The 24,104-nt window shown below is 75.3% G+C and carries 15 protein-coding genes; 5 read left to right on the top strand and 10 right to left on the bottom strand.

From position 1 onward, the window contains the following. The 4 genes from SRB5_RS25655 to SRB5_RS25640 form a co-directional block, all read left to right on the top strand. Positions 1-251, top strand: a 251-nt coding sequence (locus SRB5_RS25655) for an adenosylhomocysteinase (RefSeq protein ID WP_194293030.1), incomplete at its 5' end; no start/stop codon positions are given. A 12-nt stretch (positions 252-263) separates the two neighbouring features. Further along, positions 264-2,120 carry a 2-oxoacid:acceptor oxidoreductase subunit alpha gene (locus SRB5_RS25650; protein WP_153455788.1) on the top strand — a complete coding sequence of 619 codons (1,857 nt, stop codon included), beginning with the start codon at positions 264-266 and terminating at the stop codon, positions 2,118-2,120. Beyond that, positions 2,113-3,189 carry a 2-oxoacid:ferredoxin oxidoreductase subunit beta gene (locus SRB5_RS25645; protein ID WP_153455787.1) on the top strand — a complete coding sequence of 359 codons (1,077 nt, stop codon included), beginning with the start codon at positions 2,113-2,115 and terminating at the stop codon, positions 3,187-3,189. Before SRB5_RS25650 ends, SRB5_RS25645 begins: the two co-directional genes overlap by 8 nt. 11 nt (positions 3,190-3,200) lie before the next feature. Further along, on the top strand, positions 3,201-4,226 hold the full coding sequence (locus SRB5_RS25640; protein ID WP_153455786.1) for a 6-phosphofructokinase: 1,026 nt from the start codon (positions 3,201-3,203) through the stop codon (positions 4,224-4,226). A 1-nt stretch (position 4,227) separates the two neighbouring features. Here the strand turns inward: SRB5_RS25640 and SRB5_RS25635 are convergent, their stop codons facing one another. Next, positions 4,228-8,718, bottom strand: a complete 4,491-nt coding sequence (locus SRB5_RS25635; protein ID WP_153455785.1) for a tetratricopeptide repeat protein — start codon at positions 8,716-8,718, stop codon at positions 4,228-4,230. Positions 8,719-8,724: 6 nt separating this feature from the next. Then, on the bottom strand, positions 8,725-9,096 hold the full coding sequence (locus SRB5_RS25630; protein ID WP_153455784.1) for a CU044_2847 family protein: 372 nt from the start codon (positions 9,094-9,096) through the stop codon (positions 8,725-8,727). A 209-nt stretch (positions 9,097-9,305) separates the two neighbouring features. Here SRB5_RS25630 and SRB5_RS25625 point away from each other — a divergent pair, with 209 nt between their 5' ends. Then, complete coding sequence (locus SRB5_RS25625; protein WP_153455783.1) at positions 9,306-10,250, top strand: hypothetical protein; 945 nt, start codon at positions 9,306-9,308, stop codon at positions 10,248-10,250. Positions 10,251-10,260: 10 nt separating this feature from the next. Here SRB5_RS25625 and SRB5_RS37580 read toward each other — a convergent pair whose 3' ends face one another. The 8 genes from SRB5_RS37580 to SRB5_RS25585 are packed head-to-tail and all read right to left on the bottom strand — an operon-like array spanning position 10,261 to position 23,968. Beyond that, on the bottom strand, positions 10,261-12,774 hold the full coding sequence (locus tag SRB5_RS37580) for an AAA family ATPase (RefSeq protein WP_153455782.1): 2,514 nt from the start codon (positions 12,772-12,774) through the stop codon (positions 10,261-10,263). Beyond that, positions 12,771-14,156, bottom strand: coding sequence for a coiled-coil domain-containing protein (locus SRB5_RS25615; protein WP_153455781.1), 1,386 nt, complete (start codon positions 14,154-14,156; stop codon positions 12,771-12,773). Before SRB5_RS25615 ends, SRB5_RS37580 begins: the two co-directional genes overlap by 4 nt. Positions 14,157-14,167: 11 nt before the next feature. Further along, entirely contained in the window at positions 14,168-14,845 is a 678-nt protein-coding gene (locus SRB5_RS25610; RefSeq protein WP_323378455.1) for a 4Fe-4S single cluster domain-containing protein, read from the bottom strand. Further along, complete coding sequence (locus tag SRB5_RS36720) at positions 14,842-16,638, bottom strand: vWA domain-containing protein (RefSeq protein WP_153455780.1); 1,797 nt, start codon at positions 16,636-16,638, stop codon at positions 14,842-14,844. Before SRB5_RS36720 ends, SRB5_RS25610 begins: the two co-directional genes overlap by 4 nt. A 59-nt stretch (positions 16,639-16,697) precedes the next feature. Further along, positions 16,698-18,014 carry a hypothetical protein gene (locus tag SRB5_RS25600; protein WP_153455779.1) on the bottom strand — a complete coding sequence of 439 codons (1,317 nt, stop codon included), beginning with the start codon at positions 18,012-18,014 and terminating at the stop codon, positions 16,698-16,700. Next, a complete protein-coding gene (locus SRB5_RS25595; RefSeq protein ID WP_153455778.1) occupies positions 18,011-20,791 on the bottom strand; it encodes a hypothetical protein in 2,781 nt (926 codons plus the stop codon). The genes SRB5_RS25600 and SRB5_RS25595 overlap by 4 nt, the downstream gene beginning before the upstream one ends. Continuing rightward, the gene (locus SRB5_RS25590) at positions 20,788-21,999 is read right to left on the bottom strand and encodes a hypothetical protein (RefSeq protein WP_153455777.1); all 1,212 of its coding nucleotides are present in this window, start codon (positions 21,997-21,999) and stop codon (positions 20,788-20,790) included. Before SRB5_RS25590 ends, SRB5_RS25595 begins: the two co-directional genes overlap by 4 nt. Positions 22,000-22,027: 28 nt before the next feature. Next, positions 22,028-23,968 (bottom strand): hypothetical protein, encoded by a 1,941-nt coding sequence (locus tag SRB5_RS25585; protein ID WP_194293029.1) that lies wholly within the window; start codon positions 23,966-23,968, stop codon positions 22,028-22,030. Positions 23,969-24,104: the final 136 nt, after the last annotated feature.

The raw sequence follows: 24,104 nt of genomic DNA, 5'->3' as shown, positions 1-24,104 counted from the left end.
CCACCGGCCACCCCTCGTTCGTGATGTCGAACTCCTTCGCCAACCAGACGATCGCCCAGATCGAACTGTTCACCAAGACCGAGCAGTACCCCGTCGGCGTCTACGTCCTGCCCAAACACCTCGACGAGAAGGTCGCCCGCCTCCACCTCGACGCCCTCGGCGCCAAACTCACCGTCCTGCGCCCGGAGCAGGCGTCGTACATCGGCGTCCCGGTCGAGGGCCCGTACAAGCCGGACCACTACCGCTACTGAGGAGCGCGCACGATGCTCAAGGACGTCAAGCGCCTCGACCGGGTCATCATCCGTTTCGCGGGTGACTCCGGCGACGGTATTCAGCTGACCGGGGACCGCTTCACCTCCGAGACGGCGTCCTTCGGCAACGACCTGTCGACGCTGCCGAACTTCCCCGCCGAGATCCGCGCGCCCGCGGGCACCCTGCCCGGGGTGTCGAGCTTCCAGCTGCATTTCGCGGACCACGACATCCTCACGCCCGGTGACGCGCCGAACGTGCTGGTGGCGATGAACCCGGCGGCGCTGAAGGCGAACATCGCGGACGTGCCCCGGGGCGCGGAGATCATCGTCAACACGGACGAGTTCACCAAGCGGGCGCTGGCCAAGGTCGGCTACGCGGTCAGCCCTCTGGAGGACGGCTCGCTCGACGGCTACAGCGTGCACCCGGTGCCGCTGGGGACCCTCACCGTGGAGGCGCTGAAGGAGTTCGGCCTCTCCCGCAAGGACGCCGACCGGTCCAAGAACATGTTCGCCCTGGGCCTGCTGTCCTGGATGTATCACCGCCCCACCGACGGCACCGAGGCGTTCCTGCGCCAGAAGTTCGCGAAGAGGCCGGCGATCGCGGAGGCGAACATCGCCGCGTACCGGGCGGGCTGGAACTTCGGCGAGACGACGGAGGACTTCGCCGTCTCGTACGAGGTCGCCCCGGCCGCCATGCCCACCGGGACCTATCGCAACATCACCGGGAACCTGGCCCTCGCCCTGGGCCTCGTGGTGGCGAGCGAACAGGCGGACCTGCCGCTGTTCATGGGTGGTTACCCGATCACGCCGGCCTCGGACATCCTGCACGAGCTGTCGAAGCACAAGAACTTCGGCGTCCGCACCTTCCAGGCCGAGGACGAGATCGCCGGCATCGGTGCCGCCCTGGGTGCGGCGTTCGGCGGTTCGCTGGGGGTGACCACCACCTCGGGCCCGGGTATCGCGCTGAAGTCGGAGACCATCGGTCTGGCGGTGTCCCTCGAGCTGCCGCTGCTGGTGATCGACATCCAGCGCGGCGGTCCGTCCACCGGGCTCCCGACGAAGACCGAGCAGGCCGACCTGCTGCAGGCGATGTACGGCCGCAACGGCGAGGCCCCGGTGCCCGTCGTGGCTCCGCGGAGCGCCGCGGACTGCTTCGAGATCGTTCTGGAGGCGATCCGCATCGCCCTCACCTATCGGACACCGGTGCTCGTGCTGTCCGACGGCTACCTCGCCAACGGCTCCGAGCCGTGGCGGATCCCCGAGACCGGTGAACTGCCCGATCTACGCGTGCAGTTCACCACCCGGCCGAACCACATCCTGGACGACGGTACGGAGACGTTCTGGCCGTTCAAGCGCGACCCGGAGACCCTGGCCCGCCCCTGGGCCGTCCCCGGCACCCCCGGGCTGGAGCACCGTATCGGCGGCATCGAGAAGGCCGACGGCTCCGGGAACATCTCGTACGACCCCGCGAACCACGACTTCATGGTCCGCACCCGCCAGGCCAAGATCGACGGCATCCAGGTGCCCGACGTCGAGGTCGACGACCCCAGCGGCGAGGCGAAGGTCCTGGTCCTGGGCTGGGGCTCCACCTACGGCCCGATCACCGCCGCCGTCCGCCGTCTGCGTCGCGACGGCGACCCCATCGCCCAGGCCCATCTGCGCTACATCAACCCCTTCCCGCGCAACCTGGGCGAGGTGCTGAAGCGCTACGACAAGGTCGTCGTCCCCGAGATGAACCTCGGCCAGCTGGCGGCCCTCGTCCGCGCCGAGTACCTCGTCGACGCCCATTCGTACAACCAGGTCAACGGAATGCCGTTCAAGGCAGAGCAGCTCGCCGTACGCCTCAAGGAGGCCATCGACCATGGCTGAGACAGCCACCGGGACACCGGTGATCGACGCGCTCTCTCTCGTGCCGAAGTCGGACGTGGGACAGTCCGCGAGGGACTTCAAGACGGACCAGGAGGTCCGCTGGTGCCCCGGCTGCGGCGACTACGCCGTGCTGGCCGCCGTCCAGGGCTTCATGCCCTCGCTCGGACTGGCCAGGGAGAACATCGTCTTCGTCTCCGGCATCGGCTGCTCCTCCCGCTTCCCGTACTACATGAACACCTACGGGATGCACTCCATCCACGGCCGCGCCCCCGCCATCGCCACCGGTCTCGCCGCCTCCCGCCGCGACCTGTCCGTCTGGGTCGTCACCGGTGACGGCGACGCGCTGTCCATCGGCGGCAACCACCTCATCCACGCGCTGCGCCGCAACGTCAACCTCAAGATCCTCCTCTTCAACAACCGGATCTACGGACTGACGAAGGGCCAGTACTCGCCGACCTCCGAGCTCGGCAAAATCACCAAGTCGACACCGATGGGCTCCCTCGACACCCCCTTCAACCCCATCTCCCTCGCCCTCGGCGCGGAGGCGAGTTTCGTCGCCCGCACCATCGACTCCGACCGCAAGCACCTCACCGAGGTCCTGCGTCAGGCCGCCGCCCATCCCGGCACGGCGCTGGTGGAGATCTACCAGAACTGCAACATCTTCAACGACGGCGCCTTCGAGCTCCTGAAGGACAAGACCCAGGCCCAGGAAGCCGTCATCCGCCTCGAGCACGGCCGCCCCATCCGCTTCGGCGCCCAGGGGGAGAAGGGCGTCGTCCGCTGCGGTCAGACCGGCGACCTGAAGATCGTCGACGTCACCCCGGAGAACGAGTCCCGCATCCTGGTCCACGACGCCCACAACCCGTCCCCGACCACGGCCTTCGCACTCTCCCGCCTCGCCGACCCCCACACCCTGCACCACACCCCGATCGGCGTCCTGCGCTCCGTCGACCGCCCGGTGTACGACACGGAGATGGCCGGCCAGCTGGACACGGCCGTCGAGCGGAACGGCAAGGGCGACCTGGCGGCGCTGCTCGCCGGCGGCGACACCTGGACCGTCGCCGGCTGAGGCGGGGCGACATGCGCATCGGCATCCTGACCTCGGGCGGTGACTGCCCCGGCCTCAACGCCGTGATCCGCGCCGTCGTGCACCGGGCCACCATGCACTACGGCGACGAGGTCATCGGCCTGCGCGACGGCTGGCGGGGCCTCATCGACGGCGAACACCGCAAGCTGGACCTGCACGCCGTCAACGGCATCATCGGCCGCGGCGGCACCATCCTCGGCTCCTCCCGCGTCCGGCCCGAACTCCTGCGCGACGGGGTGCGGCACGTGCTGGACGTGGCCGCCGATCTGGGGCTGGACGCGGTCGTACCGGTCGGCGGCGAGGGCACGCTGAAGGCGGCGTGGCTGCTGTCGGAGGCGGGGCTGCCGCTCGTCGGTGTACCAAAGACGATCGACAACGACATCTCGGGCACCGACGTCACCTTCGGCTTCGACACGGCCGTCCAGGTGGCCGTGGAGGCCCTGGACCGGCTGGCCAGCACCGCCGACTCCCATCAGCGGGTCATCGTCGTCGAGGTGATGGGCCGGCACACGGGGTGGATCGCCCTGCACGCGGGCATGGCCACCGGGGCGGACGCCGTCGTCGTACCGGAGCGGCCGTTCGACGTCGAGCGGCTGACGCGGTGGGTGAACCGGCGGTTCGCGGCGGGCAAGCGGTTCGCGGTCGTCGTGGCGGCCGAGGGCGCCAAGCCGCGGCCGGGGACGATGCCGTTCGAGACGGGCGGGCGCGACGAGTACGGTCACGAGCGGTTCGCCGGCGTCGCCCGGCAGCTGGCCGTCGAGCTGGAGGGCCGGCTGGGCAAGGAGTGCCGTCCGGTGATCCTCGGCCATGTCCAGCGCGGCGGTACGCCCACGGCCCACGACCGGGTGCTGGCCACCCGGTTCGGGCGGCACGCGGTGGACGCGGTGCACGGCGGGCGGTTCGGCGAGATGACGGCGCTGCGCGGGACGCGGATCCGGCTGCTGCCGCTGGCCCGGGCGGTGGAGCGGCTGAAGACCGTGCCGCGGTCGCGGTACGAGGAGGCGGAGTGCGTGCTGTGACTCAGTCCGCCCGGGCCTCCTCCCCGCCCTCCTCCAGCCGGGCGCGGGCGAGTTCGTGCGCGCCGTCCGCGTCGGGCGCCGCCAGGGCGCGGCGGTACCAGTAACGGGCCTCGCGTTCCTGGCGCTGCGCCCCGGCCACCGTGCCGAGCAGGGCCAGGGTGAGGGCGGGCAGCGCCGAGGGGCGTACGGGCTCCGGGAGCGCGGGGGCGGCGGCGGTGGGGGACTGGATCTCCGCCAGCCGGTCCCAGCGTCCCGTCTCGCGCAGGAAGCGCCGGTAGTCCTCGAGCGCCTCGGCCTCCGTGGCCGGATCGCCGCAGGTGATCGCCATCTCGAAGCGCTCCGCCGCCACCCCCGGCCGGTCGTTGTCGTGCGCCAGCCGGGCCAGCATCAGCAGCGCCCGCGGCCGCTCCGGGTCGCCCTCGGCGGAGGCGAGGGGCAGCAGCACCTCCTCGGCCTCGGCCGGCCGCTCCAGCTGTGCCAGTACGGTGCCCAGATAGCGTCTGGCCGGCGACTCCACACCGGGACCGCCGAGCTCGAGGGCCTGCGTCAACCGCGTGCGGGCGTCCTCCCGGCGCTGCAGCGCCAGATAGGCCATGCCGAGGAACAGGGTGGCGCGGGGCGCGGTGTCCGCGTCCTCCAGCGCCAGGGCCGCCTCCAGCAGCTCGGCGGCGTCGTCGGCCTCCCCGATGTCGAGGAGGTATTCGCCGCGTCCCGTGTAGACCTCGGCCATCGCCTCCGTGTTGCCGGACTCCTCGGCGGCCGTGAGCAGTTCGTTCGCCGCCTCGTGCTCGCCCTGGCGCAGCCGCAGGACGCCCAGGGTCGCGCGGGCCACGTCCGTGACGCTCGCCGACTCGGGCGACTCGTCCCGTACGAGCCGCTCCAGCAGCGCCTCGGCCTCCTTCCGGCCGTCCGCGGTGCCGTTGTCCAGCAGCTCCTTGGCCACGAAGTACCGCGCCGCCGCGGAGACCGTGCCCTGGTTCCGGCCCGCCGCCTCACGCAGCAGGCCCAGGCCCTCGGCCTGTTCGCCCTGGGCCAGGCGGACCCGGCCCAGCAGCGTCGTCGCCCACGCGGCCTGGGCCTCGTCGGGGGCGGCCGTCGCCTCCTGCAGCAGCCGGGCCGAGGTGTCCAGGGTCCACGGGCGGGCCGGGTTGCTGGCCCCGGCCAGCAGGAGCGCCAGGTCGATCCGCGCCTCGTGCGCCCAGTTTTCGTGCCCCGTGCCGACCGCCCGCCGGAACGCGCTCTCCGCCTCGGCCCGGCGCCCCAGCTCCGCCAGCAGCTGACCCTGCAGCAGCGCCGCGCGCGGGGACATCTCCGGATGGCCGGAGCGCTCGGCGTCGCCCAGCAGGACGAGGACCGTGCCCACGCCCTCGGACTCACCCGGGTCGGTGTGCCCGGCGAGCATCAGGGCCAGGTCGATCCGGGCGACCGTGGCCCAGTTGTCGTGCCCGGTGGCGATCGCCTGCCGGTACGCGGTCTCCGCCTCGTCGTACCGCTCCAGCTCGGCCAGCAGATCACCCAGCAGGTCGTACGCCGCCGGGCCGATCTCCCGGTGCCCCGCCCGCCCGAGGTCGCCGAGCATCCGCTCGCCGCGCTCCACCTCGTCGTTCTGCAGCGCCAGCCCCGCCAGCACCAGCTCCGCGGCCGGCCCCCAGTCCGGGTGACCGGATCCGGTGGCCGCCCGCAGCCGGTGCCCGGCGCGCTCCGGCTCACCGGAGTTGGCGTGCCACGTGCCGAGGACGAACGCCGCGCGCGGCGCCTGGTCGGGGTGGCCGGAGCCGGCCACGCCGCGCAGCAGCCCGGCGCCCCGCTCGGCCTCCCCGGGCACGTCCAGCAGCAGCGCGCCGAGCGTGGTCCGGGCGAGCGGCGCGACCAGGGGATGGCCGCCCGCCACCGCCTCCTCCAGCAGCCGCCGGGCCTCGTCCTCCCGGTCCAGCTGCCACAGCAGGTCGCCGAGGCTGGCGCCGGCCAGCGGGGCGGCCAGCGGATGCCCCTCGGCGATCACCTGGCGCAGCATGGCCTCGGCGTCCTCGAGCTTGCCCTGGTTGACCAGCACCGCGCTGTACGTGGTCTTGGCGAGCTGGGTGACGGGCGTGGCCATGGAGGCGTCGACCCGGCGCGGGAGCGCCCACTGGCTGTTCCCCGCCAGGGTGTCGCCGCTGTCCCGGGGCCGCAGCAGTCCCGTACGGCCTGGGTTACCGGAGCCCGGGGCCGTGCCCTGCAGGGGCTGGCTGCCGCGCAGCACACCGCCGCCGCCCTCGCCGGCGAGCATGTCGCCGATCCGCCAGCGGGCCAGGGCGACGACCTCGTCGTCCCCGGCGTTCAGCACCTCCTCCAGCACGGCCAGCGCCCGCTCGTGCTCGCCCCGCAGGACCAGCAGCGACGCGTACCCCTGCTTGGCCAGCAGGGCCACCTGCCGGTCGCCGCACTCCATCGCGGACGCCAGGAGCTCACCCGCCCGCTCCCGGTCGCCGACCATCAGCGCCCCGGCCAGCTCCACCTGCGCCAGCGGCTCGACCTCCGGCACCCCGTACTCCAGGGCCCGCTCCAGACAGCCGATGCCCTCCGCGAACTCGTTGCGCCCCAGATGCAGTTCGCCGAGCAGCACCGCCGCCCACGCCCGGTCGTACGGCGTCCCGGCGCCGTCCAGCAGCCGGCGCAGCGCCCGGATCGCGGCGTCCTGCTCGTCCCGGGCCATCGCGGTGATCGCGACGGTCAGCAGATCGGCGCCGGGAGCGGACGCGCTCCGCGGGGTGTCGTCGCCGACGGTGAGCCGCCAGGCGAACGCGGGCACCGCGGCGTCGGGGTCGCGGGAACGGCCGTCGAGGTAGTCGGGGATGTACGGGAAGACGGCGTACGCCCGCTCACCGTCGTCGCCGGCCGGCTGCTCCGCGTACAGCAGCGCCACCTGCGCCACCACGGGATCACGTGCCCACGCCAGCCCCGCCCGGAACGCCGTCTCGTCCGCGTCCAGCGACGGGTGGAAGTGCCGTACGTAGGCGGCGAAGATCCGGAACAGCTCCGCCTCGGGCACCGCCCCGCCGAGCCCCATCCGCCGCCGGTCCGCCGCCGCCCGGGTCACCGCCCAGCCCGCCGGACACTCCTCGAAGCCGCTCGCCAGCCGCTGCTCCAGCTCGGGCGCGGCCACCAGGACCTGACCGATGCCGCGGGTCGTGAAGGACTCGCGGGGGTAGTGGCGGTCGGCGTCCGCCAGGTCCTCGGCGTCGAGCTGCTGGGGCAGTTCGACACGGCGGGCCAGGCGCAGCAGACCGCGGGCCATCCGGCCCTGCTCGTCCGGCCGGGCGTGCAGCTGCCGGTACTGCAGCGAGGTGATCGACGCGACCACGACGACCCGCGGCCGGCCCTGGGTGAAGCGCCGCAGGGCCGGCAGGTCGAGGCCGCCGGGGCCCACGTAGTGCTCCAGCTCGTCCAGCCACAGCACGACGGGCTCCGGCCCCGGCGGCAGCTGCAGCCGGGACAGATCACCGGGCGCCGACCGGTCGGCGGCGGGCACCAGCAGCCGCGCGTCCGGCATCCGGCGCAGCAGCAGCTCGAACAGGGTGCGGGACTTGCCCGCCTTCGAGGGGCCGGTGAGCAGCACCAGCGGGCTGTCGGACGCCGCGTCGGCGGCGGCGTCGAGCGCGGCGTCCAGCTCCTCGTCGGTCGCCCGGCGCGGGACGTAGGCGTCGGGGCGCCGGCCGTCCGGGCGGGGCTGGCTGTAGGCGGAGGGGGAGACGCCGATCTGGTACGGGTCCACGTCCCGTACCGGCGGCAGATTCCCGTCGGCGGTGAGCGGCAGCGCCAGCCGGGACTGGAGGGCGGCCTGCCGCTCGTCCGGGGGCGGTTCGCGCACCAGGGGCTTCAGCGGGGGCCAGTAACCGGCCAGGGCCTCGGTCCGGATGGCGTACGTGGCGCGGTTGGCGGCGGCGCTGCCCGGCTTCTCCCGGGCGGTGAGCATGCCGATCACGCCGTCGTTCTGGTCGTCCCACACGGGCGCTCCGGAGAAGCCCGGCTCCGGCGTCCAGCCCTCCGTGGCCTCCAGATGCAGCCACTGGGCGCCGATCGGGCCGACGACCGTGCCGCTCACCGGGCGGCCGCCGCCGGACTTCGCGGGGAAGCCGTAGGAGTGGAAGTGGTGGTGCCACACGCCCGCCGAGGTGCGCACCAGCGGGGCGGGCCCGGCGCCCGGCGGCGGGTCGGCCGCGAGCTCGAGGACGGCGACATCGGCCGTCGCGGTCGAGTGGGGGGAGCCGCCCCGGGACACCGGATGCCAGCCCTCGGGCACGACGGTCGCGGGCAGCAGCTCGTCGTGGTCGACGTTCTGGAAGCGGATCCAGACCGGCCCCTCGGGCATCCGCCCGGCCGGGCTGACGACATGGGCGCAGGTCAGGATGTGCCGCGGCCCGCACAACAGGCCCGCCCCGTCGGGCGGTCCGCCGCCGGACGCGCGGTGGACGCGGACGAGCCACGGTGGCCGTTCCCGCTCGGCGGTCACGGCCGGTCAGCTCCCGGCGGCCGGCTGCTCCTGCGCGGGGACGGCGGGGGCACCGGCGGTGCCGCCCTGCGCGCGGGACCAGCTCATCCGCAGGACGAAGTGCCCCTCCGCGGCCGACTTGGCGACGACGACACCGGCCTCCGCGGTGAACTTCATCCCGAACTCGATCTCCAGCTGATGCGGGGCCAGCGCGTGTGCCGTGTCCACCACCGACCGCAGCGTCGGCAGGGTGGCCTCCAGCGAGTCACGCAGCCGCCGCCGGGCCTGGACCAGGCCGTCGTCACGCCGCCCGATCAGCTCCAGGCCGGGCGTGTCGTCGATGACCTCCACCACCAGCTCGGAGTCCTCCGGCCCCTCGAACCGCACCAGTTCACTCATCGGCGACCCCCCGGTCAGTGCCCGCCCGCTCACAGCGGGTGTCCAGGGGCCGCAGTCTAGGGCGCGCCGCGCCGGCGCCGCAGGCGAATCGGGGCCGTGCGACGCCCGGTGCGCCAACGCGCCCCACCACCGCCAACTCCCCGTGCGCGCCCGCCTCCGGGCGCTACCCTGCGACGAACGGCGGGACGGTTCGACCTCGGGGGTGCGCGGTGGCGGGAAACGACGGCGACCCGGGCGGCCCGGCCCGGCAGGAATTACAAGCCCTGGCGGCCGGCGGGGGAATCGCCGCGGCGCTGCCCGCCCTGGGCGCGAGTCTGCGCTGGGCGACCGCGGCCCTGGCCGCCGCCCGCGACGACACCGGACACGCCGCCCTGGAGGGCTTCTACGGGCTGTTCGACGCGCTGGAGGAGCTGCCGGACCTCGTCGCGGAGGTGCCCCGCCTGCTGGCCGCCGCCCGGCCCGGCCCCCGCCCCGCCCAGGAGCTCACCCGGCTGACCGCCGAACTCGGCGCCCTCGGCGAGCGGATGGACCGCGACCGCGCCGATCTGGTACGGCTGACGGCCGCCGAGGAGGAGCTCAGCCGGCGCCTCGCCGACCACGGTGAGCTGCGCGAACGTGTCGACGAACTGCGCGGCCTGGAGCGGCTGGCGGACGCCCTGGACGCCCTCGCCGGCCAGCGGCAGGTGATCGACGAACGGCTGCGCGTCCTGCGCTCCGGCGACACCTCCGCGCTGCGCGACCTGGACGACGCCGGCGCCGAGCTCGTACGCCTCACGCGGGACCGGCTCGAGGCGCTGCCGCCGCGCATCAGCGACACGCTGCGTCAGGCCGAGGAGACCGGCGCCCGGCTCGCCGACGCGGAGCGGGAGCTGGCCCGGGCCACGGCGGAGCTGGAAACGCTGCGCCGCCGGCTGGAGTCCGTCGCCGCCGAACTCGGCGACCGGGTCCCCGCGCTGGGCCGCCACGCCCGCGCCGACCGGGAGCTGGCCGAGGCTCTCGCCGCCCTCCACGACGCCCCCGACCCCGGCGCGCCCGTGCTGGAGCAGGCGCGCGGCGCCGTGCGCGAGGTGGAGCGGCGCCTCGGCGAGATCGACGGCGTGCTGCGCGACGTCCTCGCCGACCGCGACCGGGCGGCGGCCCGCCCCGTACGCTGACCGCCCACCGTCAAGTCCCCGGCGGCGGTACGTCGCCGGCGGTGAACTCCACCGTGTCGGCGTCCGCCGCGATGTCGGGGCCCAGCCGGTCCGCCAGCCGCTGCTCCATCAGCCCGTACAGCCCGCGCACCTCACGTGCGTTGCCGAAGGTGTCCGGCGCCGCGCGCCGCCGCTCCTCCAGCCACCGCCCGGCGGCCTCGGCGGCCGGGGGCGAGAGGGTGAACCGGTCGGCCCGTACCGTACGGCGCAGCACCTCGACGAGCTCGTCCGTCGTGTACGGGCGGAACTCGACCCGCTGGGTGAACCGGGACGCCAGACCGCTGTTGGCGCGCAGGAAGCCGTCCATCTCGCGCGGATAGCCCGCGGCGATGACCACCAGGCGGTCGTTCCAGTGCTCCATCTCCCGGGTCAGGGTGTCGATGGCCTCCTGCCCGAAGTCCCCGCCGGACAGCCCCGATCCGGTGGACAGGCTGTACGCCTCGTCGATGAACAGCACCCCGTCCAGCGCCCGGTGCACGGCGTCCACGACGCGCGGCGCGGTCTGCCCGACGTACTCCGCGACGAGGTCGCCGCGCGTCACCTCCACCACATGGCCGGTGTGCAGCAGCCCCAGGTCGCGCAGCATCGCGCCGACGGCCCGGGCCACGGTGGTCTTGCCGGTGCCGGGCGGGCCGAGGAACAGCATGTGCGGTGGCGCGGGGACCGACTGGCCGCGGGCCTGGCGCAGCCGGATCCGGCCGGCCAGGCCCGTCAGCACCTCCCGTACCGAGTCCAGGCCCACCAGGGTGTCCAGCGCGGACAGCAGCGCGCCGGGCTCGGGGACGGGGCGGGCGAGATGCTCGCGCACCGAGGCCGGCAGGTCCTCGACGGTGAGCGGCCGGGCGATGTCGCCGTCGACGCGCACCGCCCACTCGGTGAAGATGTCGCTGCCCAGGTCGCGCATCGCGCCCGCGTTGCCGAAGCCGGGGCGGCGGGTGTCGTACATCGACGTCACGGCCCGCAGCAGCTGGTCCGCCACCGGGGTGTCCCAGTGCAGGCCGCGGTCGCGCAGGTCACCCAGCAGGATGGTGTGCAGCAGGTCCGGGGGGTAGTCGGGGAACTCGATGCGCTCGGCGAAGCGGCGGGACAGGCCCGGGTCGGCGGCGAGGAACTCGTCCATCTTCTCCGGATAGCCGGCGACGATCACGACGAGGCGGTCGCGGTCGTTCTCCATCCGGGTGAGCAGCGCCTGGATGGCCTCGCCGCCGAAGCCGTCGCGCTGGTCGCTCAGCCCGTACGCCTCGTCGATGAACAGCACCCCGTCCAGGGCCTCGTCCACCTTGGCGTGGGTGCGGGCGGCGGTCTGTCCGACGTAGCCCGCGACCAGGTCGTCCATCCGGGCCGTGACCACATGGCCGCGGCGCAGCACGCCCAGCTCCCGGTACATCTCGCCGACGAGTCCGGCCACCGTGGTCTTGCCGGTGCCGGGCGGGCCGGAGAACACCAGGTGCGGGGACGGGGGCTGGGCCGAGGTGCCGCGGCCTTCCGCGTGGAGCCGGCGCAGGGCGGCCATGCGCAGGCGGATGCGCTCCAGGTGCTTCTTCACGGAGTCCAGGCCGGCCATCGCGGCCAGCCGTTCGTGCGCCGGGCGGTCGTCGGGTGGGGTGTCCGGGCCCGGCGTGGCGGACAGTCCGCCAAAGGCGGTGAGCGGTGTGTCGCCGAGGGAGAGCAGCCGGCCCCGCCAGTTCCTGAGGTTCAGCTGTCCGGCGGCCATGGTCCGTACGGTGGTGTCCAGTCGGCGCCAGTCGCCGATCGCGAGGCCCTGGCGGAGTCTCAGCCGCTGGACGAGCCGGTGGAGTTCGGCCTCGTCGGGCGGGCCGACGCGGCTGGAGGCGTGGCGGCGCAGCCGGGCGGCGAGTCCCGGGTACGAGCCGAGCCGGTTCACGAACTCCTCGCAGGCCTCGAAGGTGGGCTGGGCGAAGACCAGGACGACCGGGTGGTGGTAGTCGCCGTGCCGCGCCCAGTCGCTGAAGAACGTGTCCAGATGGCGCACCGCGGTGGTGTGCCGCAGGGTGTTCTCCGCCTCGGTGAACACCACGGCGGTGCGTTCCTGTCCGGTCAGATAGCTCTGCAGCGTCATCACGGTGAACGGGTCGGACAGGCCGCGGGGCGGACCGGTTTCCTGCTGGGCCGGCTCGGGCTCCGGTGTGCGTGGCCGGACGACCAGCCCGCCCAGGGGGCCGCGCAGCTGGGGGTGGCGCATCTGGCCGGGTGCCTGGTCGGGTGGCCGGGGCGGGGCGGCGGCGGGGCGTGAGCGGGCCTCGGAGGCGGGGTCCAGGAAGTACAGCGGGCGGCGCAGTGAGCTGAAGGCCACCCGCGGGCACGCCTCGTCGCGCAGCAGCTGCCACAGGGCGGCGTCCAGGTCCCGCTCGAGGTAGTCGGCGCCGACGAACGTGTCGTCCACCCCGGGCCCGTACAGGACGGTGAACGGCTCGCCGGTGCTGAGCCGCACGTCCGTGAAGCGGGCGCCGAGCGGTCCCGTCACCCGGCACCGCCCGCCGCGGGCCGCTGTCCGCCGGCGCGCCGGGCCTGCCGGTGCCGCTCGAGGTCGCGGGCTTCCGGCTCGGGGACGCCGGGCTCGCGCTCGGGCTCGCCGGTGCGGTGGCCGTCCGCCTCCAGGGCCTCGCGGACGGCGGCGATGCGGTCCTGGAGCTCGTGCTCGGAGGCGGTGTCGTAGTCGTACGACAGGACGCGCAGCACGTGGCCGGTCCCGTCGTCGGGGGCGGGGAGGATCTCCACCACGATCTGGTTGCCGTTCATGTGCTCCAGCCGGGCGTGGTACGAGCGGCGTTCGTCGGCGTCCTGGTACTCGCCGTCGGCCAGTTCGTAGGCGCCGATGCGGGTGAGGGTCTGGGCCACCGAGTCCGCCAGGTTCACCCGGAGCTGGGAGGCGAAGAGCCGCATGTCGGCGCGGTCCATGATCTCGCGCAGCCGCAGCTCCAGGTCGGCGGCGAGTGCGGCCAGCTCCCGCTGTTCCCCGGCGGGTGTGGCCTCGTCCCGGGCCCTTGTGAGCCGTTCGGCGACGACCGCGCGCAGTTCGCCGAGCTCGCCCTCCGACCAGTGGTCGACGTCCAGTTCGTATCCGGGCAGTGGTTGGCCGTCCGGGCCCGCGACCGGCATGACCGCGTTCTCGGCGATGAGGGTCTCGACCATGATCAGGGCGTCGGTCGCGGTCTCCTGCGCGAGCCGGCGCTCCAGTTCCAGGCGCTCGATGTCCAGCCGCAGCTCGCTGAGGTCCAGATAGGCGCGCTGGGCGCCGGACAGCGCCGCCTCGTGCTGGCCGGCGTCGTGGGTGCGCCGCGCGGTGGCCAGCTCCAGGCGCAGGCGGTCCAGGCGGCCGGGTGCGTGCCGCTCGTGGGGCAGGGTGTCGGCGATCAGCGCCGCCATCGTGTCGCCGTCGGCGAGCCACTGGCGGGCCGCGCCGGCCGCGCGGTCGCGGTCGCCGGCGAAGTCGTCGAGCCGGCCGGTGAGTGCGGCGACGTCCCGGCGGCGGGCCTCGCCCTCGGCGGCCAGTCCGCGCTCCAGGGCGGCGCGCTGCTCGGCCAGCTGGGCGCGGGTGTCCAGGGCGAGGCGCTCCGCGGAGTCGTGCAGCTCGCGGCGCAGGCGGTCGTTCTGCTCGCGCAGCCGGCGGTCGGTGTCGGCCTCCAGCCGGCGGGTCTGCTCGCCCAGCCCCGCCAGGGCCTGCTCGGTGCGGCGGGAGCGCTCCTCCGCCTCGGCGCGGGTCCTGGCGTGGTCGGCCTCGGTGGCCCGGCGGACCTCGTCGATCAGCCGGGGGATGTCGCGTTTGACCTGGCGGAGCTGTTGGGCGGCGCGCTTGGCGCTGTACCACTCGCTCTCGTCCACGAGGATCTTCTTCTTGCCGCTCATGTGCGTCGTCCTTACGTGGGTTGCCGTGGTGCGGGAGGGGCGGGCGTGGCCCGGGGGGAGCGGACGGCGGTGACCGCGGCGTCGAAGGCCGCGAGGACGCCGGGCGGGGGGACGCCGACGAGCAGGGCCTCGGGGCCGTCGACGGTGATCTCGGCCGTGCGGGGGCGGTTGTCGAAGTCGTAGCCGCAGGCGGCCAGCCGGGGTGTGAGGTGGTGGACGCGCTGGTTGCTGCTGCCGCGCAGGCCGCGGCCGTCGTCCAGGCGGGCGACGTACTGGCCGTCGATCAGGACGTCGGTGAGGGCGAGGAGATCGGCCGTGTCCGGCCGCTCGCGCAGGCGTTCCAGGCGGTGGCCGGTGAAGCAGACCACCGTGACGTCGCGTTCGGCGCGGGCCGCGCGCACCAGCGCTGCCAGGCCCTTGGCCTGCTGCATCGGCTCGCCGCCGGAGAGGGTCAGGCCGCTGACCCGGGGGTCGGCGAGCAACTCCGCGGCCAGGTCGGCCGGGTGGGCGCGGCGGGCGGGGCGGTCGGGGATCCAGTCGGGGGCGAGGCAGCCCGCGCAGTGGAACGGGCAGCCCTGCACCCACACCACCGAGCGCAGGCCCGGGCCGAGGGCGCGGGTCCCGACGCGGGTGGCCGCGACGTTGAGGACGGGGGCGGCCCCTGTCTGTGCGGAGGGGATCGTGTTCACGGTCGCTCCGGTTCGGCCGGGTCGTGCCACGGGCCGGGCGCCCGGTACGGGTTGTCCTCCGGGGGCATGCCCTCGTACGGATTGCGCAGCCGGTCGCCGGCGCCCATCGTGGGTCCCTGCCAGGGGCCGAATTCGCCCTCCTGCGGGGGAGCCGGCGGCGGTGCGGGGGTGGGCCGGGGGATCGGGGCGGGCATCGGCGCCGGATGTCCGGGCGGGGCGGCCGGGGCCGGGGTGTCGTCGCGGAGGTGGGTGAACGTGACGCCGTTGATCATCACTTCGCCGTGCGGCGGGCAGACCGCCTCCGTACGCCGCTCGGCCGAGCCGTCCGGGCTGTAGCCGATGTGCAGCTGGACGCCCTTCTCGCCGTTCGGGCCCCGCAGCCGGCTGCCGCGCACGCTGCCCGCCCCGCCAAGCCGCAGATCCGCCAGCCGCATCTGCCGCCCGCGCAGGGTGATCCGGTCCTGCGGTCCGTCGCCGAGGGCGTGCGAGAGCACCAGTATGCCCGCCAGCACCGCCCGGTTGCGGCTGCGCCACAGCAGCCACCAGGCCAACGCCGCCGCGAGGGGGACACCGGTCACCAGGGGCAGCGTCAGCGCCGAGCCCACCTCGCCCCGCAGCCGGACCCCGTCCGCCGGGCTGGACACGGAGCGCGGCAGGTCGAACGTCACGTCGTCCAGCGCGCTCTCCCACGCCGACCGCACCGTGCCGTGCACGGTGGGCCGAGCCGTCACCTCCCGCGTCCGCCGGACAGGCAGCCACCCGGCGTCGAGGTCGCCCGTCACCCGGACCGGGAACTTCCGCGCCTCGCCCGGCTCCAGGGTGACCTCGGGGGGCAGCCCGGTGACGGTGACCGGCTCGCCGTCCAGGGTCATCCGCAGTCCGGAGACGGTCAGCGGCACCCGCTCGGTGCGCGCGGTCAGCGTCAGCGTGCCGGCGGCGGATCCCCGGTCGAGGTCCAGGGTGGCGGACGGCGACCAGGCGGCTGTGACCCCCTTGCCCTTGTCCTCGGCGACCAGGAGTGCCGCCTTGCGCGCCTTCACCCGCTCGGCCGCCCGGCCCAGATACGTCCCGAGGTCCTCCACCGACTCCGGCTTCAGCTCGCTGGTCTCGGGGATCACCCCGGCGAGCTGCTTCGTACCGGACTCCTTCGTGGCCAGCGGCAGGGAGTACGCGGCCAGCTCACGGGACTGGTCCAGCGCCGCCCCGCGCCGCGCCAGCTTGTCCCAGGCCGGACCGGTGTCCCGCGGGTAGTCGGAGCCACCGGGCGGCTCGTGCTTGCCGTCGGTGAACATCACCACCGAGCCGATCTCGGCGGCCTCGGGTCGCTCCAGCTCGGTCAGCGCCCGGTCCAGGCCGGCGCCTATGTCGGTCATCACGCCCGGACCGGCCGGCGCGGCGGGCAGCTTGGCGACGATCCCGGCGGGGTCGGCGGCGCTGCCCAGATGCACGGCCTCGGCCTTGTCGCCGAAGGTGAACAGGGCCACGTAGTCGTCGGGGGAGAGCCCCTTCAGGAACGGCAGCAGCGCCGAACGCACCGACGCGTAGCGGCCCTTCTCCAGCATCGAGCCGGAGACGTCCACCAGGATGACGTAGTCGGCGGGCAGCCGGTCCAGGCCCAGCGCCCGGTACACGTCGGCCCGGGTGGGCTGCCCCTCGTCCGAGCGCGGGCCGGCCGCGGCGGGCACCGTCCCGGCCGCCAGGGTCAGCAGGGCGGTGAGCGCCAGGGCGGCCAGCGCGGCGGCGGCGCGGCGAAGGCGCGGGGGTCCCGGCGTCGGGTGTGACGGCGGATTCATGGCTGAGGACTCCTCGGGAGCGGTGCGCGGCCGGGGCCGGTGAGCGGGCGGGCGGCGGATCAGGTCTCGGGCGGGACGGGCAGCGGGCCCAGGGGGACTTCGGTCGGGTCCGCGGGTCCGGCGGCGGCGGGACGCAGCACCAGCGCCGCGGTGCCGTCGGCGGCGACCCGGATGCCGACCCGGCACAGCGCGTCGGGGACGCCGGCCGGCAGGGTGACGTCCGGCAGGGCGAGCGCGCGGCCGTCGTCGGCGACCACCTCGACGCTCAGCGGGCGCCGGGCGGCGGGGTCGGCGCGTATCTCGGCGGGCCGGCCGTCCGGCGCGGCGGCGAACACGGTGTCGCCGCCCGCCTCCAGGGTCCCGGGGGCGGCGAGCTGGAGGGCGTCGGCGTGCAGGCGGCCGGCCGCCCGGCGGTGGGTGCCGACGCGGACCGCGTACGGAAAGCGGTCGGCGGCGTCGATCAGGCCGGCGGCCACCAGGGCGCCGCCGGTGGCCGCCGCGTACGCGGGGTCGGCGTCCGCGGGCAGCTCGAGCAGCCGGTGGTGCTCCGCCACCCGGTCGGTGAGCGGCACCAGCCGGGCCAGCCCCCCGGCCAGCAGCACCGGGGGCCGTCCGGTGCCGGCGGCGCGCGTCAGGGCGTCCAGCACCGCGTCGGCCAGCGGGGGCAGCGCGGTCCGGACCGCGCCGGCCGGGACGTCGTGGCCGTCCACCTCGTGCACCGGGGTGTCGTCGAACGGGTCGGGGCGTCGTACGGCGTGGCGCACCGCCATCGCGAGGCGCCGTCCGCCGGGGTCGGCGCGGCGGGCGGCGGCGAGCCCGCGGTGGGCGGCGTCGCCGTCGGCCAGCCCGGCGGCCGTCAGCAGCGCCGAGTCCAGCGCCGCGCCCAGCGATCCGCCCGGGCCACCGGCCTCCGTGACGGCGTGCAGCAGCACCGAGCGGTCACCGGCCGTGCAGCGCGCGGCGGACGCGGACCGGGCGCCCGCGTCGCAGACCAGGACGTCCCCGGCCGGCAGCGACGCCGGCGCGGCGAACCGCAGCAGCGCCAGCAGGGCGTACGGCACGCCGACCACCCGGGCCCGCGGACCGCCGGCCCCGGTGAGGGCGTCCGTCAGCCGTCCCGCGTAGGTGCCGCGGTGTCGCTGCGGGAGGACGACGACGACCTGCTGCGGGGAGCCGTAGCGCGTGCGGTAGGCCGCGTAGGCCTCGCGCAGGGCGGTCACCGGGTCGCGGCGGACGGCGGCGGACAGCTCCAGGCCCTCGCCGGGGACGTCATGGGCGAGGGCGGCGGGCCGGGGCAGGGCGCCGCCGGACGCCGCGACGGCGATACGGGCGTAGCGGCTGCCGAGGTCGAACGCGACGGCGTGGGGGAGGGTCATCGACGGTCGTCACCTCGCCTGCGCCACGGTGGCTGCAGCCGGGAGGACCTCGGCTCCGGCCGGGGCTCCGGGGGGCGTTCCGCCGGTTCGTACCGCGGGCCGGGGGGGTGGTGGACGGGCCTTCCGTAGCCGCTGTCCGGGGTGTATCCGGGCGGCGGGCCCAGCGGGTGGGTCCGGGGATCGGGCGGGGTCTGCGGCGGGTCGGGGACGGTGGGGGCGGGGATGTCCGGGGGCTCGGACGGCTGCTTGCGGGGCGGCTTCTGGCGCAGCAGCTTCAGGGCCTGCTCCATCTCGTTCTTCAGGTCCGTCAGGCGCGACGCCTCCCGTTCCCGTACATCCATGCCGAACTCCAGCTGGGAGATCGCGTGATACAGCAGATCGCCCAGCCGGCGCCGGCCGGAGAGGTCGTTGAGGCGGCCGGTCAGGCTGAAGAGCGCCAGCCCTTGTCCGGCGTGTTCGCGCAGCCACGGGCCGATCGCCTCCAGCACGGCCGAGGGATAGCCGCCGGGCCGGCGCTTGTCGTAGTGCGAGTTGGGGGTGGCGCGGCAGATGGCGTCGGCCATGTCGGCGGGGCTGGGTGTCCGGGTGGCGACCAGCCGGCGGATGTCCGCGGTGTACGCCAGCCACTGCAGGTCCGGTCGCTCGCGCAGCCGTTCCTCCCAGGGGGCGGGCATGCCCGGGGTGATCCAGTCGCCGATGCTCTGCAGCAGGTCGGCGATCCTGTCCAGGGCCATGCCCTCCAGCCCCTCGAGGCCGGTCCGGCGGCCGTCCGGGGCCGGCCGGGTCAGGCTCCACAGCACGGGATAGGGGATGGTCTGCGGCTGCTCCCCGATCAGCCCGGAGACGACGGGCCCGTGCCAGGAGCCGCCCAGCCCGGGCAGCATCGTGGCGAGCGCCGACGCGTACTCCGCGGCGTCCCGCTCGTCGAAGCGCGCGGCCCGCGAGCGGCGCATGGCGCGCTGCCGCGGCAGCTGGAGCAGATCCGCGAAGGCGGCGGCGCGCGGCGGTGTCCCGGGACGGACCGGAGCCAGCTGGTCGAGCGCGCCGTCCAGGAACCGCCGGTCGTCCTCACCGATGCCCGGGCCGAACGCCACGTCGCGCAGCTCGGGCAGCAGCTGGCCGATCGCCCAGCTGCTGCCGGCGTGGCAGGCCAGCGCGAGACCCGTGCGCCAGGCCGTGGGCGAGATCCCGGCGAATGCCTCGACGTCCCGGGTGTCCGGGGCCGGAGGCATCTCCAGATCGGCGATCCGGGCGGCACCGCGCAGCCACGCAGGGGAGCTGTGGCCGCCCTGGCCGAGGGCCCGGTCCAGCAGCCGCCGGACGAGGGCGTCGTCCAGCGTGCCGCGCGCCGCGTTGAGGTCCAGCCAGCTCAGCGCCAGGGGAGGGTGTCCGGTCAGCAGGTCCGTGACCTCCGCGGCGGCGGCGTCGTCCAGGCCGCGCTGCATGGTGTGCAGCAGCTGGCCGCGCCAGCGCAGGCCCTCCCACTGCGGTTTGTCCCGGCCCACGTCGAGGTAGCGCGTCAGCAGGGCGGCGGTGGCCCGCGGATCCTGGTCCAGCGCCAGCATCGCGAGGGCGAGATACCCGGAGGCCTGCCGGAAGTTCCGCTCGCCGGCGGGCTGGGCGTTGAGCTCGACCGCCAGCGCCTCGCCGACCCGGGGCGACCAGTGCCGCAGCAGCAGTGTCCGGGCCGTCTCCACGTCCGCCGGATGCGCCGCGCCCTGCACACCGCGGTCCGCCAGGAACCGGGTGACGGTCGCGGCCTCGGGGGCGGACAGGGCGGACAGCGGGACCCGGTCCAGCAGCCGGGACACCTCGCCCAGGATCCCGGCCGCGCCCTGGGAGATGCCCTGCACCACATGCGTCGCCAGGTCCAGGTCCCGCAGATGCCGCAGCGCGAGCTCGCCGTCCTGCGGCGTCAGCGGACTGCCGTGCGCCAGCAGATGGGACAGCAACTGCTCCACCCCCCGCTTCTCCCGCAGCCGCAGCAGCTCCGCCAGATAGGCCCGGGCTGTCGCCGACCCCGGCTCCGGCGGAAGCTGTCCCTTGAGGGCCGCCTGGCACTGGTCGCCGCGCGGGCGGTGGGCGAACGTCAGCCGCAGCTCGTGGTCGGCGCCGTGCCCGGCCCAGGTCGAGGCCGACAGCCAGGCGCGGCAGCCGTACGGCAGCAGCGAACAGATGCCGTCCAGGACGGCCACCCGCGTCGTGGCGTTCAGCCCGGCGTACGCCGCCGACAGCGTGATGACGACCTGGCGGCCCTCCAGCAGCAGTGCCGCCGCCCGCGCCGCCCATTCGAAGCCGATCTGCGACTCGACGTAGTGCGCGAGCTTCGCCACCCCGGCGGGCGCCGCGTCCAGTTCGAGGGGGAGCGCCCGCTCCGCCGGGCCGTCGCCGCCGGGCCACGGGGCGTCCAGCGCGGCGTCGTACAGCGACGACCAGGTGAGACCGCCGCCCTGGGCGTCGCGGAAGTCCAGCAGCCACAGCCGGGCCGAGTAGCTGATCCGGCCGGTCGCGTCCCGGCCGCCCGCCCAGTCCGTCTCCACCAGCGCGGTGACCGGCCGGTCGTCCTCCGTGCCGCCGAGCAGCGCCACCCACGGCAGCGCGTCGGGGGCGTCCGCGTGTCCGGCGCGCGGCGTCTCCGTGGAGGCGGCCCAGAAGTACTTCTGGGCGGTCCTGGCCCCCACGGTCCCCGCCTGGACGTCGTAGGCGACCTGGCCCGGGGCCTTGCCCTGCAGGGACCAGTCGGCGCGGACCGGGCGCCGGGTCCGCGGTGTCGTCACCGCCGCCTCCGTTTGGCCGCCTTGCCGCCGCGCAGCCGCTCCTCCAGCACGACGAGGGGCTCGATGACGTTGATCGGCATGGGCGGGGAGCTGCAGATCCGTTCCCCGTCGCCGACCGGCTCCACATTGGCGTAGCTGCGGTAGTCCCACTGGTTGTACGGGTTGAGCCGGAAGCCGATGGCGGAGCTGGCGTGGAAGCTCATCCGGTCGGCGTGGAAGAAGGTGTGCAGGGCGTCGCGCACCAGCCGGGCGCTGGCGCCGCGGAAGGTGTCGCAGATCCAGTTGAAGAAGCCCTCGGCGAGATGCTCGGGTACGTAGGGGATGGCGCCGGTGCCCTCCTGGGTGACCCAGCGGGCCTGCAGGGCGGGCTCGAACACGTGCGGATGGTCGAACTTGGTGATGCACACCGCGATGTAGTGCGGCAGCCGGCCGCGGTGCAGCCGTCCCTCGTCGCGGACCCGGGCCGTCATCTGGTTGGCCATGCCGTAGAAGTAGCGGATGCTCTCCGTCTGCTGGTTGGCGTCCAGCAGCGGGTCGAAGAGGTAGATGAGCCCGTCGCAGCCCGCCAGATGGGCCACGGCCTGCTCGTGGAGCTCCTCGCTGACCTGGTTGGAGCGGGGGTTGAAGGCCTCGCCGGGGAGGTCCAGCACCTCCAGCGCGAAGTTGATCTGCCGGGGGGAGCGGAACGCGCGGGTGGCCGGCTCCTCCCCGGTGAAGGCCCAGCGGATGTCGCGCTGGGCGCGTGTGGCCTGCGGGAACTGGCGCTCGGTGACCATCTGGTCGACGCTGTCGTTCAGGAACTCCCGCGAGGAGTGGTCCAGTCCGGAGATCACCCAGTTGACCCGGCCGCGCTGGCCCTGCTGCACCGCGGCGATGGGCATCGCGCCGATGAACGTCGTCTTCCCGGAGCCCGACGCCCCCCACACCCCGATCTTCACCCCCGAGACGGGGGCGGTCTCGGTGCCCGCGCCCTGCAGGGAGGGGATGGGCAGCGGTGGCGCCACCCGGTCGGTCATCGCGTGCTGCAGCGGGATCGGGTCGGGCTCCGTACGCGGCGGGGCGGACGGCGACATGTCGGCCGTCGGCGGCGGGGCGCCCAGATTGGTCAGCGACTGCCAGGTGCGGTTCGAGTCCGGGCGCCCGTTCGAGGAGGTGGTCTCGTCGTCGCCCCGGGAGTCCGGTCCGGGGCGGGGCTGCGGGTCGGTCATGCGTGGGTCAGCTCCTCGAGGGGTGCGGTTACCGTTCGGGCAGGGGCGGGGCGGTGAAGGCCAGCGGGCCGGCGTCCGGGCCCCGGGCGGGCTCGGCGGCCAGGGCGAGGGCGACGTGCTCCGCCGAGTCCGTGCCCGGCAGGAAGCGGTGGCGGTCGCCGCCGGTCAGCTCGTGCCAACTGCGGCTGATGTACTGGTGGACCTGCGCGCGGCCGGCCGTCCCGCCGGCCTCGGGGGCGGGCGGGTCGGCCCGGACGGCGACGCGTACGTCACGCCGGTGCAGGACGCGCAGCTGCTCCCGCCAGTCGAGGCCGCGCGGGCAGGCCGGCATCAGGCCCTGCTGGACGGGCGGGGCGGGGGGCCGGCGGCCGATGAGCAGCAGCACCCGGCCCACCGGCCGGCCCGGTCCCTGGGCGGTGAGCACGGTGGCGTTGTGCAGGGCGTCCTCCAGCGAGGACGTGAGCCCCTCGCGGGGCCTTATCTCCTGGCGCAGCCTGCGCAGATACCGGCGGGCGAGGCGGGGCGCGGCCGGGGCCATCGACAGGGTGTGGCGGCGGACCGGCTGGTGCGCGTTGCGCGGGTCGTGGTGGTAGTAGCCGATCACGCCGACCCGGACGCCGCCGCCCGCGCCGGGGCGCTCCTCCAGGGTGCGGATCAGCTCGTCCGTGAAGCGCACCCGCTCGGCGATCTCCGCGGCGTCCGGGCCGGACATCTCCACCGCGCAGATCAGCTCCAGCGGCTTGGGGCGCCGCAGCCGTGTCGGCACCCGGCGCGTCAGCTCGTCCAGGTCCGCGTCCCGCACGCCGGGCGCGGTGGGCAGGGCGCTGCCCCCGGCGTACACCTCGATCTCGCCGGGTCCGCGCAGGACGAACGTCAGCTCCCGGGAGCCCAGGGCGGGCAGTTCGGTGTGCGCCAGCCCGATCAGCGCGGCGCCGGGCTGCCCGGGCCCGTACCGCCCGGCCAGCAGGGGCAGGACGACGGGCAGCGGCCCGGCGGGATCGGCCGCGGCGGGCGGGCCGCCGTGCACGGTCACCGTGACGGTCCGGGTCTCGCCGGGCGAGAGCCGTAACCCCGCCTCGAACAGCACCCGGTGCTCCAGCGTGACCGGCACATGGGAGTCGGCCGCGGGCCCCGCGCCGGCCAGCAGCAGGGTGTGGGGCGCGCGCAGCGGGGCGGTGCGCAGCACGGCCCGGGCCCGGGCGGCGGCGGACTCCCCGGCGGCCGGCGGGGCGGCCCGGGTCTCGACGCCGACCGAGCAGGTCTCGCGCACCACGTCGGCCGCCCGGTCCAGCAGCACCCAGCGCGCGCCCCCCAGGAGCAGTGCCACGGGCGCCGAGCCGGGCCGCCGGCACGCGCCCGGCAGCGCGGTGCGCAGCCAGTGCCGCACGGCCTCGTCGAACTCCGGGCGGTCCACGGGCTTGGCCGTCCCCACCCCGCCGGCGAGCTGGAAGCGGCACACCGCCCCGTCCGGGTCCAGCGCCGGGACCAGATCCGTCCACAGCGCCTCCGCGTGGCTCTCCGCCCGGGGCAGCCCGGCCGCGCCGGCCCGCGCCCGCACCGCGGCGATCCGCCGGACGCCCAGCTCGACGAAGAGCACCTCGCGTAACTCGCCGGCGACCAGCTTGCGCAGCAGCTCGCCCAGTCCCGGCGACTCACCGTCGAGGGGCTCGGGCCCGTCCGGACCGCCCGGAGCGGGTCCCCGGCCGCGCACCACCGCGGCGATCGCGGCGTCGTCCCGCGGCCCGCCCCGCGCCCGCCGGGCCGCCGCGCTGTCCCAGGCGTACGCGGCGGCGTCGAACTCGGCGGCCAGGGCAGCGCGGTCCGCCCCGGTCGGCGCGCCCAGCACCGGATCCCCGGCCAGCCTGAACGTACAGGCCGGGCAGCGCGCCTCGCCGCGGCCCGGATGCAGGCAGACCGGACAGCCCGCCGCACGGGGGGCGGGATCCGTCCCGCCCCCGGCGTCGTTCACGAACAACTCGAGCCCCCTCCGCCCGGGGCGCGCGCGTCGGCGCCGCCCTCACTGGATCCAGCGGTTCCCCCCCAGGGATGACTCAATCTTGGCGACAACGTACGGTGAGCCGCAACTACTCTCGGCAATCCTGTGG

The sequence above is a fragment of the Streptomyces smaragdinus genome (assembly GCF_009604385.1).
Classification (GTDB): domain Bacteria; phylum Actinomycetota; class Actinomycetes; order Streptomycetales; family Streptomycetaceae; genus Streptomyces; species Streptomyces smaragdinus.
Note: the sequence above shows the minus strand (reverse complement) of the source record. Positions and strands in the feature narration are given on the sequence as shown.